Genomic DNA, 15,616 nt, shown 5'->3' on the forward strand with positions numbered 1-15,616 from the left:
ACCGGCTCCTAGCGTTGTCCGAAACCGGCCCCTATGGGGTGCCGAGGGGATCACAGGGGGACATCATGAAGCGCTTCTCGACGCCCGGTCGCCGGGCTTTGCTTGTCTGCACCGCATTGCTCGCGCTGGCCAGCGGGCCCGCATTGGCCGACCCCTGTCCTCAAGCCAAGATCGACGGGTCCAAAAACGTCAGCTTGTTCGACTACACGCAGACCCAAAACGGCTGGGTCAGGACGACGCAGACTCTCGGCAGCAGCAATTCCAAACCGAGCACAGGCGGCACGTTCCAGTGGACCCGAGTCAGCGGCGCCCAGATCACGCTGACCAACGCCAATACGCCCACCGTGACGGTCACGGTCCCCGATGTGGGCCCGCTTGGCGAAAGCGCAGTGCTGCGACTGACCGTTACCGGACCCGGCGGCAATTGCTCCGGCTCCGACTTTGAAGAAGTCAACATCAACATCAAAGACACTGTCATTGCTCCCAATCAGGCGCCGCATGCCGTCGCTTCGGCCTCGCCGTCCTCCTCGACCGAGGGCCAACTGGTCACGCTCAATGGTGGCTCGTCCTCGGATCCCGACAACAATCCCCTGACCTACAGTTGGGCGCAGGTGGGAACGGGACCGGTGGTCGTCCTGGCCAATTCGAGCCAGGCGCAGGCGTCATTCCTTGCGCCCAACGTGGCGGCGACCACGACCCTGACCTTCCGCCTCACCGTTTCCGACGGAAGCCTACAGAACTCGGCGGACACGCTGGTCAACGTACAGTGGACCAACGACGCCCCGACAGCGGTCTTGAGCTGCCCACTCGACGTCAATGAGCGCGCCTCTGTCACCCTCAACGGCAATGCGTCGTCCGACAGTGACGGCGGCATAGTGTCCTACCGCTGGCAACAACTGGACGGCCTGCCGCTGGTCTCCGGCGTATCCGCCTGGAACACCGCCTCGGTTACCTTAAATACACCCTCGTTGGGTTTCCAGCAGACGGGCTTGGTGCGCTTCCAGCTGACCGTAACGGACACGAACAGCGCCTCCAGTTCCGCGACCTGTTGGGTCTTCATCCATGACATCACCCCGCCGATCATCTCCGGCGCGCAGGACAGGACCATCGAGGCGACGTCCGCCGCCGGCGCCACAGTGAACCTCGGCACGTCGGCCTTCGATGCCGTCGACGGCGACCTGAGCTTCCTGCTCGCGTGCACGCCTCCCTCGGGCCTGTTCCCCTTCGGCGCAACCAATGTCGGCTGCAGCGTGAAGGACTCGGCGCAGAACCCCGCCAGCGCCGCCTTCAAGGTCACGGTCGCCGACACCATCGCACCCGTCATCACCGCGCCGCTTTCAGTCGGCGTGGAGGCCACCGGGCCGGGCGGCGCCGCAGTGACGTTCGCGGCGACGACCACCGACGCCGTCGACGGCGCAGGCAATGCAACCTGTGTTCCGGCGTCCGGCAGCAACTTCGTGGTCGGCGATTCGACGGTGGCCTGCAACGCCACCGACAGCCACGGCAATGCTGCGACGCCGGTGAACATCGCCATCCACGTGCTGGATACGACGGCACCAACGCTGACGCTGCCATCGCCAATGACGCTGGAGGCCACCTCCACCGCCGGCGCCGTGGCCACGTTCTCCGTTAGCGCCAACGACATCGTTGACGGCAGCAACGCGCCGGCTACCTGCGATCGCAACTCCGGCGAGACGTTCGCGCTCGGCACGACCACGGTGAACTGCCAGGCCACCGACTCGCACAACAACAAGGGCACCGGCAGCTTCACCGTCACGGTGCAGGACAAGACCGCGCCGACGATCGACATGCACGATGACGTCACGGAGGAAGCGACCAGTGCACTGGGCGCGAGCGTGAACTTCCAGAGCCCGGCCACGCACGACATTGTCGAAGGCGTCGGCACGGCAACCTGCGCACCGGCGTCAGGCTCGCAGTTCGCCTTCGGTGACTCGACGGTGACCTGCTCCGCGAACGACGGTGCCGGCAACGCGGCCGCACCGGTCACCTTCACCGTCCACGTGGTCGATACGACCGCGCCGACCATCGCCACTCCCGGCGACGTCGGCCCCATCGAGGCGACGGGTGCCTACGGCGCCATGATCTTCTACAACAGCCCCGCGACCAGCGACGCCGTCGACGGGCCGGGCACCGCCAGTTGCCTGCCGGTCTCGCCTTCGATCTTCGGCCTCGGCAGCGACCTGGTGACCTGCACGGCGAAGGACGCGCACAACAACGCGGCCCTGCCGGTCACGTTCTCGGTCACCGTGGTCGACACGACGCCGCCGACGATCGAGCCGCACGCCGACATCGCCAACATCGAAGCCACCGGCCCTAACGGCGCTCCGGTCAGCTACACCAGCCCCGCCACCCACGACCTGGTCGACGGCGACGGCACCGCGAGTTGCGCGCCGGCGTCCGGCTCGACGTTCGTGCTAGGCACCACTCCGGTGACCTGCTCGGCAACGGACGCCCACAGCAACCCGGCCAGCCCCGTGACCTTCACGGTCACGGTGGTGGACAAGACCCCGCCGACGATCGATCCGCACGCCGACATTCCCGGCGTCGAAGCCACCGGCCCGAATGGTGCTCCGGTGGATTACGCCAGCCCTGCGACGCACGACATCGTCGATGGTGTCGGCGCGGCCACCTGCGCACCCACCTCGGGCTCGACGTTCGGCCTAGGCAACAACCTCGTGACCTGTAACGCGAAAGACGCCCACGGCAACATGGCCGATCCGGTGACCTTCACGATCACGGTAGTCGACACCACCGAGCCGACACTGTCCGTACCCACCGAAGTCGTCGAGGAAGCGACCTCGGCCGCGGGCGCCAGCGTGACCTTCGCCGCCACGGCGGTCGACCTGGTCTGGGGCAACGTTGACGTTTCGTGCGTGCCGCCCTCGGGCAGCACGTTCGCGATCACGTCGACGCCGGTGAACTGCTCGGCCACCGACGGATCGAATAACACCGGCCACGCCAGCTTCACCGTCACGGTGCGGGACACTATCGCGCCCGTCGTCACTCCGCCCGCTGACGTAACGACGGAAGCTACCAGCCCGCTCACCACGGTCACCCACGACGATGCGACCGCCACCGACGCCGTCGGCGTGGTCTTGATCACCAGCGATGCGCCGACACAATTCCCGGTCGGCATCACGACGATCACTTGGTCGGCCAAGGACGCCGCTGGTAACACAGGCACCGCCACGAGCACGGTGACCGTCACCGACACAACCGCTCCCGCGGTCTCGGTGCCCGCCACCATCGTGCGCGAGGCGACTTCGGCCAGCGGCGCGGTCGCGAGTTTCAGCGCCAGCGCAGTCGACCTCGTCGACGGTAATGTCGGCACCACCTGCGCACCCGCTTCGGGCAGCACATTCGCCCTGGGCTCGACGACGGTGACCTGCTCCGCCACCGACGGCCACAACAACACCGGCCACGCGAGCTTCACCGTCACCGTTGTCGACACGACCGAGCCCACGGTGTCCGTGCCCGCGAACATCCTCACCGAAGCGGCCTCGGCGGCCGGTTCCGTCGTGACCTTCACCGCGAGCGCCAGCGACCTGGTGTGGGGCGCCGTCACCACCACCTGCTCGCCGGCTTCCGGCAGCACGTTCGCGATCCAGGCGACGACCGTGACCTGCTCGGCCACCGATGGTTCCGGCAACACGGGCACGGCCAGCTTCACCGTGACCGTGCAGGACAAGACCGCCCCGCAGATCTACTACTCCGGTGACGTCAGCGCGTTCGCCGGAAGCAACTCGTCCGCGGTGGTGACCTACACCCAGCCGACCGCGTGGGACATCGTCGACGGCGCAGTTACGGTGAACTGCTCGCCGGCCTCGGGCAGCACGTTCCCGGTGGGCACCAACACCGTCGCCTGCAGTGCCACCGACAACCACGGCAACACGGCCTCGGGCTCGTTCAAGGTCAATGTCAGCTACGCCTGGAACGGATTCTTCCGCCCGGTCGACATGGCGCCGATGCTCAACAGCTCCAAGGCGGGTAGCGCGATACCGCTGAAGTTCGGCCTCGGCGGCAACCAGGGGATGGCGATCATGGCGGCGGGCTATCCGAAGTCGGCACCGATGACCTGCGGCGGCGCACTCGAGGATCCGCTGCTGGAGACCGTCACCGCCGGGCAGAGCAGCCTGCAATACGACGCCAGCGCCAACCAGTACATCTATGTCTGGAAGAGCGAGAAGTCGTGGGCCGGAACGTGCCGGCAGATCCAGGTGAAGCTCAGCGACGGCAGCGTGCATACCGCCAACTTCTCGTTCAAGTAAGCGCCGCGTCGCCAACAAAAAAGCCGGGCCTTCGGGCCCGGCTTTTTCATGCGCCGAATATCGCCTGGCGCGTCACATGATCACGCCACTCACCCCACCCACGCCCGCGCATTGCGGAACATGCGCATCCACGGCGAGTCATCGCTCCAATCGCGCGGTGCCCAGCTCAGGTTGACGCTGCGCAGCGTGCGCTCCGGGTGCGGCATCAGGATCGTCGCGCGGCCGTCGTCAGTGGTAAGGCCGGTGATGCCGTCGGGCGATCCGTTGGGATTGAGCGGATAGCGCGTGGCCGGCTGGCCGTTGCCGTCGACGTAGCGCAGCGAGACGTGCGCGGCGCTCTGGTCGAGCGTGCTGTCGAACTCGGCGCGGCCTTCGCCGTGCGCCACCGCCACCGGAATGCGCGAGCCGGCCATGTCGCGGAAGAACAGCGACGGCGACTCGACCACTTCCAGCAGACCCAATCGCGCTTCGAACTGCTCGCTGCGATTGCGCAGGAACTTCGGCCAGTGCGTGGCGCCGGGGATGATCGGCTTGAGCTGCGAGAGCATCTGGCAACCATTGCACACGCCCAGCGAGAAGCTGTCCGACCGCGCGAAGAACGCGGCGAACGCGTCGCGCAGCGCACTGCGCTCCAGCACCGAGGTCGCCCAGCCGCGGCCGGCGCCGAGCACGTCGCCGTAGCTGAAGCCGCCGCAGGCCGCCAGGCCCTTGAAGTCCGCCAGTGCGAAGCGTCCGCTGATCAGGTCGCTCATGTGCACGTCGAAGGCCTCGAAGCCGGCGCGGTCGAACGCCGCCGCCATCTCGATCTGGCCGTTGACGCCCTGTTCGCGCAGGATCGCCACCTTCGGTCGCACGCCGGTGTTGATGAACGGCGCGGCGATATCGTGCGCCGGATCGAAACCGAGCTTCGGCTTCACGCCCGGAGCATTGAAGTCGCGTGCGACAGCGCGCTCTTCGTCGGCGCACTCGGGGTTGTCGCGCAGCTTCTGCAGCGCGTGGCTGGTCGCCCACCAGGCATCGAACAGCTCGTCCCAGCGCCACTCGACCAGGGTGTTGCCCTCTTCGCGGACGCGTACGACCGGCGCCGTGGTCGGCCTGGCGATGCGCTGCGCGCAGTCGATCAGGCCGTGGCGGGCCACCAGGTCGGCGAACTCGGCACGGTCCTCGGTCGAGACCTGGACGATGGCGCCCAACTCCTCGTTGAACAGCGTGCGGAACGGATCATCCCCCCATCCATCGAGGTTGATGTCCAGGCCCAGGCGCGAGCAGAACGCCATTTCGCACAACGCAGCGAACGCGCCGCCGTCAGAGCGGTCGTGGTACGCCTGCAGCAGGCCGGCCTCGCGGGCATCGCGGATCAGTTCGAAGAAATCGCGCAGCCGCTGCGGGTCGTCGAGGTCGGGCACGCCACCGGCGAAGGCCGGCAGCGGGCTGTTGCCATTGGCCTCGGGGAAGCACTGCGCCAGCACCGAGCCGCCGAGGCGCTGCTTGCCGGCACCCAGGCCGATCAGCCACAGCTCGGATTCCTCCTCGCGCACGAGCAGCGGCGTGAGCTGGCGACGCACGTCCAGCACCGGCGCGAACGCGCTGACGATCAGCGAGACCGGCGACACCGACTTGTGCGCGGCGCCGTCGTTGTGCCACTGCGCCTGCATCGACAGCGAGTCCTTGCCGACCGGGATGCTCAGCTCCAGCTCCGGGCACAGTTCCATGCCCACGGCCTTGACCGCGTCGAACAACAGCGCGTCCTCGCCGGGGTGGCCGGCCGCTGCCATCCAGTTGGCCGACAGCTTGATGCGCGCCAGCGATTCCACCGGCGCGGCGCACAGGTTGGTGATCGCCTCGCCCACTGCCATGCGCGCAGCGGCGGCGGCATCGAGCAGCGCCAGCGGCGTGCGCTCGCCGATCGCCATGGCCTCGCCGACCACGCCGTCGAAGCCCGACAACGTGATCGCGCAATCGGCCAAGGGCAACTGCCACGGACCGATCATCTGGTCGCGCGCGGTGAGGCCGCCGACGGTGCGATCACCAATCGTGACCAGGAAGTTCTTGGACGCCACCGTCGGATGCGCCAGCACGCGCAGCGCGGCCTCGCGCAGATCCAGGTCGTGCCACTCCAGCTCCGGCCACGGCGCTGCAGGCGGATGGCGGGTATCGCGATGCATCTTCGGCGCCTTGCCGAACAACACGTCCATCGGCAGATCGATGGGCCAGTCGCGACCGGCTTCGCGGGCGTTGTCGACCGTCGCGCCGTAACCGACGACCAGATGTTCTTCGGCCGTCGCATGCCCCACCACCGCGAACGGGCAACGCTCGCGCTCGCAGATGGTGGCGAACTCGGCGATGCGGTCAGCGGGCACGCCGAGCACGTAGCGCTCCTGCGACTCGTTGCACCACAGTTGCATCGGCGACAGCGACGGGTCGTCGCTCGGCACCTTGGCCAGGTCGATGACGCCGCCCAGGCCGGAGTCGTGCAGCAACTCGGGAATGCCGTTCGACAATCCGCCGGCGCCGACGTCGTGCGCGGTGGCGATCGGATTGTCTGCGCCGCGCGCAACGCAGCGGTCGATGACTTCCTGGCAGCGGCGCTCCATCTCCGGGTTGTCGCGCTGCACGCTGGCGAAATCGAGGTCCTCGTGGCTATCGCCGGAGGCGACCGAACTGGCCGCGCCGCCGCCCAGGCCGATCAGCATTGCCGGACCGCCGAGCACCACCACCGCATCACCCGGCTTCATGCCGAGCTTCTTCACCTGCACGCGATCGATCGCGCCGAGGCCGCCGGCCAGCATGATCGGCTTGTCGTAGGCGCGCGCATGGGTGCCTTCGTCGAGCTCGAAACTGCGGAAGTAGCCGGTCAGGTTGGGACGGCCGAACTCGTTGTTGAACGCCGCCGCGCCGATCGGGCCATCGAGCATGATCTCCAGCGCCGGTGCCATGCGCGGGTTGAGCTTGCGCTCGGTCTCCCACGGTTGCGGCAGCGTCGGGATGCGCAGGTGCGACACGCTGAAGCCGCACAGGCCGGCCTTGGGACGGCCACCGCGGCCGGTCGCGCCCTCGTCGCGGATCTCGCCACCGTTGCCGGTGGATGCGCCGGGGAACGGCGCGATCGCGGTCGGATGATTGTGCGTCTCGACCTTGATCGCGAACGCCGAATCGACCTGCGCCTCGGCGCGATACGCACGGCTGCCGGGATCCGGACGGAAACGGCGGCTGGCGTAGCCTTCGACCACCGCGGCATTGTCGCTGTACGCCGAGAGCGTGTGCTCGGGCGTGGTCGCGTGCGTGTTCTTGATCATCTTGAACAACGACTGCGGCCCGCCGTTGTGCAGTTGCTCACGACCGTTGATGGTCCACGACGCGTTGAAGATCTTGTGGCGGCAGTGCTCGGAATTGGCCTGCGCGAACATCATCAGTTCGACGTCCGCCGGCTCGCGCCCAAGCGCGGCGTAGCGCTCGCGCAGGTAGGCGATCTCGTCGTCGGCCAGGGCCAGGCCGAGGCGGACATTGGCGTTTTCCAGATCGGCCAGCGGCACGCGCTCCAGACCGCCGCGCGCGGGCACGGCGAACAACGCCGCCGCATCGTCGCGCGCTTCCAGCAGCGACTGCGTCATCGGATCGTGCAGCACCTTGGCCAGCGTGCCCTGCGTCGCCGCATCGGTCGGCCAGCCGGTCAGGTCGTAACGCGTGCCGCGCTCGACGCGCTTCACCGGCAGTCCGGCCCCATGCAGCAGCTCGGTGGCCTTGCTGGCCCATGGCGACAGCGTGCCCAGGCGCGGAGTGACGTAGCGCGAAATGGCGTCGGCTTCGCGCGCGGCCTCGGCCGGTTCGGCCTGCAGAATGCGCCGCAAAGGTTCGACGTCCGGCGTCTGGCCCGGTTCGGGCTCGACCCAATAGACAGGCCATGCGCCGAGCAGGCGGACGGACGGATGGAGGGCTTGCAGGCGGGCTTGGAGCCGCTCGCGGCGGAACGGCGACAGGGCGGATGCGCCCTCGAGGACGATCATGTCCGGGGAACCGTGCAACGTCGGGCCGGCCATTGTAACGAACGACGGGCCGCGGCGCGTCCGGGGGGATCGGAACTGCCGTCGGGACGGCTCGCGGCCGCCCGGCAGGTCCGCCGCCGGCCAGGCCGGCGGCTTCTGGGCAAGCTTTGCGGGGCTTAGCGGCTGCCGGCCGCGCCGCCCGGAGGACCGGCCTGGGCGGCCTTGGCCGACTCGGCGGCCAGCTTGTCGAGCGTGGCGCGAAGCGCCGCCGGCGGGATGTAGCCGCCCAGCTGGGTGCCGTCGGCGGCCAGGATCATCGGCGTGCCGGTCAGACCTGCGCGCTGGCCGACGTCGTACTGCTGGTTGACGCTGGTCTTGCACGACCGGCTCTGCACCTGGTGGTCGGCCTTGGCGTCGGTCAGCGCCTTGCGGCGATCCGGCGCGCACCACACCGACACCATCTTCTTGTAGTCGTCGCTGCCCAGGCCCATGCGCGGGAACGCGAGGTACTGCACGGCAATGCCCTGGCGGTTGTACTCGGCGATTTCACTGTGGAACTTGCGGCAATAGCCGCATTCCACGTCGGTGAAGACGCTGACGGTGTACTTGGGATTGGCCGGCGCGAACACGATGCGCTCACTGACCGGAATGGTCTTCAGCAGCTCCTTGCGCATCGAGGCCAGCGCGCCCTCGCTGAGGTTCTTGCGCGCATCGACGTCGAACAGTGCGCCACCGGAACCCGGCAGGAACAGGTAGCGGCCGTCGTTGCTGACATAGACCACCTGGCCGGCCACGATGGCCTCCTGGAAGCCGGGAATCGGCGCCGCGCCCACCTTGTCTGCCTTGACCTGCGGGTTGAGCCTGGCGATGGCCTCCACCGCCCTCGCCTCCGGCGTGCCGGCCTTTGGCGCAGCGCTGGCAGGCGCCTTGGGGGCGCTGTTGGCGCTGCTCGCCATCGCACCTGGCGCTTTGGCCGGATCCGGGGCCTGGGCGCAGGCAGAGAGGCTGATGGCGCCAACGAGGGCGAAGAGAGTGCGCTTCATGTGGTGTCCTGACATCGGCCCGCTTGGGACCGCTGACGATGGGGGAGGTTCGCGGATTGTGGCATGACCGCCTGAACCGGCCAGTGCCGTCGGTCCCGGTCCTTGGCGCGTTGGTAAGTCCACCGTGATACGTGCGGCACCGGGGCGAGCGGCCGGGCTGCCTGTCGCTGCCTCCATGGCCGGGCGTTGGGCAGGCCGCGCGGCAGTGCCGCGGAGCGCGTCTTCGATTGCATCTTCGTCCATGGCGCGACTGAGCGTCTCTGGATCGCTTGGCCCGGCCATTAGCCGGGGCATTCGGTAAGCGTCAGGCAGTGCCGCACAAGCGACCTGCCTTATCCCCTGGGATGATGCTTTGCGTGCAGTTGCTTGAGCTGCTCGCGCGCCACCAGCGTGTAGATCTGGGTGGTCGATAGCGAGCTGTGGCCCAGCAGCATCTGCAGCGCGCGCAGGTCCGCGCCGTGGTTCAGCAGATGGGTGGCGAAACTGTGGCGCAGTCCGTGCGGACTGATCTTGTCCGGATCGACGCCGGCCACGGCGGCATAGCGTTTCACCAGCAGCCAGAACTGCTGCCGGGTCGGCGCTTCGCCGGTGGTCCCGATGAACAGCGGCGCCAGCGCGCGCTTGCCCGCCAGCAGCGGCCGCGCGTTGGCCAGATAACGCTCCAGCCAGTGCTGCGCCTCCTCTCCCAGCGGCACCAGGCGCTCCTTGCTGCCCTTGCCCATCACCCGCAGCACGCCTTGCCGCAGGTTGACCCCAGTCGATGGCAGGTTGACCAGTTCGCTCACGCGCAGGCCCGCGGCGTACATCAATTCGAGCATCGCGCGATCGCGCAGCCCCAGCGGCTGCGCGATATCCGGCGCCGCCAGCAGCGCCTCGATCTGGCTTTCCGCCAAGGCTTTCGGCAGCGAACGCGGCAGCTTGGGCGGCTCCAGCAGCGCCGTCGGGTCGTCGCTGCGGGTGCCCCGTCGCACGCACCAGGCATAGAACGCGCGCAATGCCGATAGCAGGCGCGCATTGCTGCGCGGCGAGTAGCCCTGCTTCGCGCGCCACGCCAGGTAATCGAACAACGCCGCGCGATCCGCCGCGACCAGGCCGCCGCCGCGCCCGTCTCGCCACCGCGCGAGCAGTTCGAGATCGCGCCGGTAACTGTCCAGCGTCTGCTGCGCCAGGCCGTTCTCGGCCCAGATCGCGTCGAGGAAGGCGTTGACAGCCGTCGCGTCGGCTTGCGGCAACGCCGGCAATGCCATGGCAACCGTACGTCGTTCGGCGGGGGTGTGCGGACTCATGCGGCAAGCTTATATGCTGATGCAATGACTGCCACCGATAGCGCCGCCGAGCCAACCGTATCCAAACCAGCCGCATTGGTCGGCTGGCGCATGCTTTCCTTGCTCTACGACTTTTTTCCGGCATTGGGGTTGTGGTTCGCAACGGGCGCCGCCGCCATGCTGATCCATGGCGGCGAACCCATCTACGGCGACACGCTCGCGGGTTGGCTGGAGCTATTCGCCCTGTGGTTGATTACAGGGCTCTACGCCACGCTGAGTTGGCGTCGCGGCGGGCAAACCCTGGGCATGCGGCCTTGGCGCTTGCGTGTGCTCCCGGCCAGCGCCGAAAAGCCGGCGTGGTCCCGGCTGTGGATTCGCTACACCATCGGGACGGCCTCGCTGCTGCTCGGCGGCCTGGGGTTCTGGTGGGCGTGGTGGGATCCCGATCGGTTGACGTGGCACGACCGCGCCAGCGGAACCCGGATGATGCGGGTACCCAAGAAGCATCCCGGCAACGTGTAGAGCCACACGCGCTGCGGCGCGCTCATTTGCACAGGCTTACCAGATCAGTCGTGGCGCGGCACGACCTTGCCAGCGGAACCCGAATGGTGCGGGTACCAAAACGGGCCCGGTAACGCGTAGTGCGAAGCGCGCTGAGGCGCGCCCATGTGACGTCCTCAGCCGGAGCGCCGTTTGAACAGCGCCGCCGATACGCCCAGCATGATCAGTGTCGGCAACAGATACGCCACGCGATAGTCGAACTTGAACACGCCGGCCAGGCGCACGAACTGCGTCTGCAGTAGCCAGAAGCTCAGCGCGAAGATGATGCCGATGAACAGGCGCTTGCCCATGCTGCCGCTGCGCAAGGTGCCGAACGCGAACGGAATCGCCGCCAGGCACAGCGCCAGCGCATTGATCGGATAGAACCAGCGCCCCCAGTAATGTTCCTGCAATTCGCTGGCGTCCAGATTGTTGCGCAGGCGGTAGTTGGTCGCGTCGTGCAACTGGCCGGCGGTGAGGTAGCGCGGCTTCTCCAGGCCCGCGGTCAATGCCACCGCATCGAGCTTGGAATTCCAGCGCTCCTCGCCCACGTGGGTCTCGTGCACGGAGCGGTCGGTGAAATGGATGCGCGTCACGTTGCGCAGCAGCCAGCCGCCGGGGCGATGCTCGGCCTGGCCCACGGTCGCGGTCGACTTCAGGCGTCCGTCGTCGCTGAATTCGTAAAGAAAGACGTCGCGCAGCTCCAACCAGCGGTCGCCGTCCTTCTCACGCTCCTGACCGCCGTTGGCGTTGAGGATCACGTTGCCCTCGCGCGCCCACAGCCCGGAGTACTGCGCGACGATCATGTTCTTGGACTTGGCCGACGCCTTGAGCGAGTCCGCGCGACGCTGCCCGGCGGGGCCGAGCGTCTCGCCATTGATGACCATCAGCCCGGTCAGCAGGGCGAGCGCGGCGGCCACGCTGAGACTCAGGCGTCGGCGCGACAGGCCCAGCGCGCGCAGCGCCGTCAGCTCTGAACTGGCCGCCAGCTGTCCCAGCGCCATCAGCGAGCCGATCACAGCAGCATGGGGGAACAGCGTGTAGGCGCGGCGCGGCACCGACAACGCCATCACCGTCACCGCCTGCAGCAGCCCGTAGTTGCCCTCGCCGACGTCGCTGAACTCGGTGACGAAACCGAGCATTACGTCCAGGCCGAGCAGCACGGCCCAGGTCAGCAGGACCGTGCCGAGCACGACCTTGCCGACATACAGGTCGTGGATTTTTGGCATCAGCCTCATAGCCATCCTTTCCGGCGGCGCAGGCGGCCGTCGGCGAAATACACCCACAGGCCGATCGCCAGGGTCGGCAACACCAGCCACCACAGGCCGAGCACGGCGGCGATCTTGCCGTCTTCCAGCCAGCCCTGGCCGGCCATCATCAGGTTCATGCCGATCAGGTAGGCCAGGAAGCCCATCAGCATGTGGCCGTAGCGCGCCTCCCGCGGCGAACTGCGCGCCAGCGGTATCGCCATCAGCGCGAACGCGAACGCCAGCAGCGGCGGGGCAATGCGGTAATGCAGCTGCGCGTTGGCCTCGGGCCGCGAATCGCCGAACAGCCGGGTCGTCGGCATCAGCTCGGGCGAATTCGGGTCGTACTTCCTCTCAATGGCCGGTAGCAGCACGTCGTTGCGGGCATAGCGCAGCAGGTTGTAGTCCAGCCCTGCCGCCCGCGGCCCCTCGACCTCGAAGCCCTTGTTGAGACTCAGGTAGCGATCGCCATTGGCATCGACGCTCAGTTGCCCGTCATCGGACGTGGTGACCACGCGCCGGTCCTCGGTCTGCCGATAGACAAACACCCGGCTGAACCGGCTGCCGTCGTTGGACATGCTGCCGATGTAGATCACGCCGCCCTGGCCGCTGCCGGCGGGCAGCTCGGTGAAGCGCCCGGGCTCCAGGCCCGCCACCAGCAGGTTGCGGTTGGCCTCGTTGATCATCTGCTTGGACACGCGTTCGGCCCATGGCGCCAGCCACAGTGAGCAGGCGGCCACCACCGCCACCAGCGGCAACACCACCAGCATCAGCGGCTTGAGCATCCGCCGGGGTCCGACGCCGATCGATGCCAGGACCGGCATCTCCGAGTCCCGGTACAGGCGGCCCATCCCCAGCATCAACCCCAGCATCAGCGCCAGCGGCAGGATGCGAGGCAGCCACTGCAGCAGCACCAGGCCGAACTGCATCAGCATCAACCCAGGCGGGACCCGCCCCCGGGTGATGTCCGTGAGCACGTCGACGAAGACGCCGCCCAGGCAGACGATCAGCAGCACGACCAGGGTCGCAAGGACACTCTGGGCGAGCTCGCTCAGCAGATAACGGTCCAGCTTGGGCATCAGGCTTCGGCTTCCGGGCGGGGTGCATTAAACTCGGGGGTTCGTCCCGAGGGCGTGAGTTGGCTGCGCCGGGCGCGGCCAGGGGGTGTTGCGCCCCTACTCAGCCGCCCGATTGTACGGAACTCTTCCTTTTTATCTGCCGGGAATCTGTTGGATGGCCCTCGAATTCGACCTGAACCGCGACACCCCCCATGCCGCGCAAACCGATTGCATCGTCGTTGGCGCCTTTGCCGACAACAGCCTGACGCCGACGGCGCAGGCCCTGGACGAGGTCAGCGGTGGCCGCCTGCGTACCCTGCTGGAGCGCGGCGACATCAGCGGCAAGACCGGCAAGATCGCCCTGCTGCACGACCTGCCGGGCGTCACGGCGCCGCGCCTGCTGGTGGTGGGCTTGGGCGATGCCGGCAAGTTCGGCGTGCCGCAGTACCTCAAGGCCGTCGGCGATGTCGCGCGTACGCTCAGGAGCGGGCCGATCGCCAATGCGCTGTTCACGTTGTCGGAAGTGCCGGTCGCCGGCCGCGACACGGCCTGGGCGATCCGCCAGGCCGTGATCGCCGCCGACCACGCCTGCTATCGCTACACCGCCACGCTGGGCGCCGCCGCCCGCAAGAAGGACGAGGCTGGCCTGCGCAAGCTGTCCATCCTCGGCGATGACAAGCTGGCCCAGGCACAAGGCCAGGCGATCGCCGCCGGCGTGCAGTTCGCCCGCGAGCTGGGCAACCTGCCGCCGAACATCTGCAACCCGGCTTACCTGGCGCAGCAGGCGCAGGAATTCGCCAGTCGCTTCCCGACCACCTCGTGCGAGGTGCTGGACGTGGCGCAGATGACCGAACTGGGCATGGGCTCGCTGCTCGCGGTCGGCCGCGGCTCGGCCAACCCGCCCAAGCTGATCGTGCTGAAGTACAGCAACGGTGGCGATGCCAAGCCCTACGTGCTGGTCGGCAAGGGCATCACCTTCGACACCGGCGGCATCAACCTCAAGACCCAGGGCGGGATCGAGGAGATGAAGTACGACATGTGCGGTGGCGCCACCGTCATGGGTACCTTCGTCGCCGCGGTTGGCATGCAGTTGCCGATCAACCTGGTGGTGGTGGTGCCGGCCGTGGAGAACATGCCCGACGCCGATGCCTACCGCCCCTCCGACGTACTGACCAGCATGTCCGGCAAGACCATCGAGGTCGGCAATACCGACGCCGAAGGCCGACTGATCCTGTGCGACGCGCTGACCTACTCGCAGCGCTTCGAGCCGCAGGCGCTGGTCAATGTCGCCACGCTCACCGGCGCCTGCATGATCGCGCTTGGCAAGTTCGCCTCCGGCCTGATGAGCAAGCACGACGACCTGGCGGCCGAGCTGCTGGATGCCGGCGAGAACGTCTTCGACCGTGCCTGGCGCCTGCCGCTGTGGGACGAGTACCAGACCCTGCTGGAATCCAGCTTCGCCGACGTCTACAACATCGGCGGCCGTTGGGCCGGCGCCATCACCGCAGGCTGCTTCCTCGCGCGCTTCACCGAGGGCCAGCGCTGGGCGCACCTGGATATCGCCGGCAGCGCCAGCGATGAAGGCAAGCGCGGCATGGCCACCGGACGTCCGGTCGGCCTGCTGAGCCAGTGGCTGCTGGATCGCGCGGCCTGAGTCCGGTGCCCCGCGCCGACTTCTATCTGATCCAGAAGGAGCGGTTCCGCGAGGAACCGCTGCTGCTCGTCTGCGAGCTCGCCCGCAAGGCGCACGACGCCAACCTGTGGACGCTGGTGCTGACCCGCGATGCCGAGCAGGCCGAGCAACTCGACGAGTTGCTGTGGGCGTTCGACGACGAGGCCTACATCCCGCACCAGATCGCTGGCGACCAGGAGGACGAGCTCACGCCCGTGCTGATCGCCTCGCCCGACGTCGATACGCCGATGCGTGCACTGGTCATCAACCTGCGCGACGAGCCGGTATCGGGAAGCTTCGACCGCGTGCTTGAAGTCGTGCCGGCCGACGATTCCGCACGCGGTCCGCTGCGCGAGCGCTGGAAGCAGTACCAGGCGCGTGGCCTGGAACTGAAGAAATACGACATGTAACCCTGATGTCGTCATTCCTGCGATAGCAGGAGTCCATTTTGCTGTTGCTCTCACGGCAAAGACAAAATGGATCCCGGCTTTTGCCGGGATGACGGACCAGCACTGAGTC

The 15,616-nt window shown here is 67.8% G+C and carries 9 protein-coding genes; 4 read left to right on the forward strand and 5 right to left on the reverse strand.

Annotation, left to right across the window (positions count from 1 at the left end; all coding sequences use genetic code 11):
• Window positions 1-65: 65 nt before the first annotated feature.
• Window positions 66-4,289, forward strand: a complete 4,224-nt coding sequence (locus J2X06_RS11860; protein ID WP_310062660.1) for an HYR domain-containing protein — start codon at window positions 66-68, stop codon at window positions 4,287-4,289.
• An 89-nt stretch (window positions 4,290-4,378) separates the two neighbouring features.
• Here the strand turns inward: J2X06_RS11860 and purL are convergent, their stop codons facing one another.
• From purL to xerD, 3 genes are all read right to left on the reverse strand, one after another.
• The gene (gene purL, locus J2X06_RS11865; protein ID WP_310062662.1) at window positions 4,379-8,293 is read right to left on the reverse strand and encodes a phosphoribosylformylglycinamidine synthase; all 3,915 of its coding nucleotides are present in this window, start codon (window positions 8,291-8,293) and stop codon (window positions 4,379-4,381) included.
• A gap of 155 nt (window positions 8,294-8,448) precedes the next feature.
• Window positions 8,449-9,315 carry a DsbC family protein gene (locus J2X06_RS11870; protein ID WP_310062666.1) on the reverse strand — a complete coding sequence of 289 codons (867 nt, stop codon included), beginning with the start codon at window positions 9,313-9,315 and terminating at the stop codon, window positions 8,449-8,451.
• A 332-nt stretch (window positions 9,316-9,647) separates the two neighbouring features.
• The gene (gene xerD / locus J2X06_RS11875; RefSeq protein ID WP_310062669.1) at window positions 9,648-10,601 is read right to left on the reverse strand and encodes a site-specific tyrosine recombinase XerD; all 954 of its coding nucleotides are present in this window, start codon (window positions 10,599-10,601) and stop codon (window positions 9,648-9,650) included.
• 24 nt (window positions 10,602-10,625) lie between these two features.
• Here xerD and J2X06_RS11880 point away from each other — a divergent pair, with 24 nt between their 5' ends.
• On the forward strand, window positions 10,626-11,102 hold the full coding sequence (locus tag J2X06_RS11880; protein ID WP_310062672.1) for an RDD family protein: 477 nt from the start codon (window positions 10,626-10,628) through the stop codon (window positions 11,100-11,102).
• Between the two features lie 155 nt (window positions 11,103-11,257).
• Here the strand turns inward: J2X06_RS11880 and lptG are convergent, their stop codons facing one another.
• On the reverse strand, window positions 11,258-12,358 hold the full coding sequence (gene lptG / locus J2X06_RS11885; protein ID WP_310062675.1) for an LPS export ABC transporter permease LptG: 1,101 nt from the start codon (window positions 12,356-12,358) through the stop codon (window positions 11,258-11,260).
• Window positions 12,355-13,446, reverse strand: a complete 1,092-nt coding sequence (gene lptF / locus J2X06_RS11890) for an LPS export ABC transporter permease LptF (RefSeq protein WP_310062678.1) — start codon at window positions 13,444-13,446, stop codon at window positions 12,355-12,357. Before lptF ends, lptG begins: the two co-directional genes overlap by 4 nt.
• A gap of 154 nt (window positions 13,447-13,600) precedes the next feature.
• Between lptF and J2X06_RS11895 the strand changes: the two genes are divergently transcribed.
• Together J2X06_RS11895 and J2X06_RS11900 are read left to right on the forward strand one after the other, a co-directional pair.
• Window positions 13,601-15,079 (forward strand): leucyl aminopeptidase, encoded by a 1,479-nt coding sequence (locus tag J2X06_RS11895; RefSeq protein ID WP_310062681.1) that lies wholly within the window; start codon window positions 13,601-13,603, stop codon window positions 15,077-15,079.
• Window positions 15,080-15,084: 5 nt separating this feature from the next.
• Window positions 15,085-15,507 (forward strand): DNA polymerase III subunit chi, encoded by a 423-nt coding sequence (locus J2X06_RS11900; RefSeq protein ID WP_310062684.1) that lies wholly within the window; start codon window positions 15,085-15,087, stop codon window positions 15,505-15,507.
• Window positions 15,508-15,616 lie beyond the last annotated feature (109 nt).

It is taken from the genome of Lysobacter niastensis (assembly GCF_031457115.1).
GTDB lineage: Bacteria > Pseudomonadota > Gammaproteobacteria > Xanthomonadales > Xanthomonadaceae > Lysobacter_J > Lysobacter_J niastensis_A.

Coding starts and splice junctions, on each gene's coding strand:
- lptF (WP_310062678.1), bottom strand. CDS start 13,446: ATGCCCAAGCTGGACCGTTATCTGCTGAGCGAGCTCGCCCAGAGTGTC.
- J2X06_RS11895 (WP_310062681.1), top strand. CDS start 13,601: ATGGCCCTCGAATTCGACCTGAACCGCGACACCCCCCATGCCGCGCAA.
- J2X06_RS11870 (WP_310062666.1), bottom strand. CDS start 9,315: ATGAAGCGCACTCTCTTCGCCCTCGTTGGCGCCATCAGCCTCTCTGCC.
- J2X06_RS11880 (WP_310062672.1), top strand. CDS start 10,626: ATGACTGCCACCGATAGCGCCGCCGAGCCAACCGTATCCAAACCAGCC.
- xerD (WP_310062669.1), bottom strand. CDS start 10,601: ATGAGTCCGCACACCCCCGCCGAACGACGTACGGTTGCCATGGCATTG.
- lptG (WP_310062675.1), bottom strand. CDS start 12,358: ATGAGGCTGATGCCAAAAATCCACGACCTGTATGTCGGCAAGGTCGTG.
- purL (WP_310062662.1), bottom strand. CDS start 8,293: ATGATCGTCCTCGAGGGCGCATCCGCCCTGTCGCCGTTCCGCCGCGAG.
- J2X06_RS11860 (WP_310062660.1), top strand. CDS start 66: ATGAAGCGCTTCTCGACGCCCGGTCGCCGGGCTTTGCTTGTCTGCACC.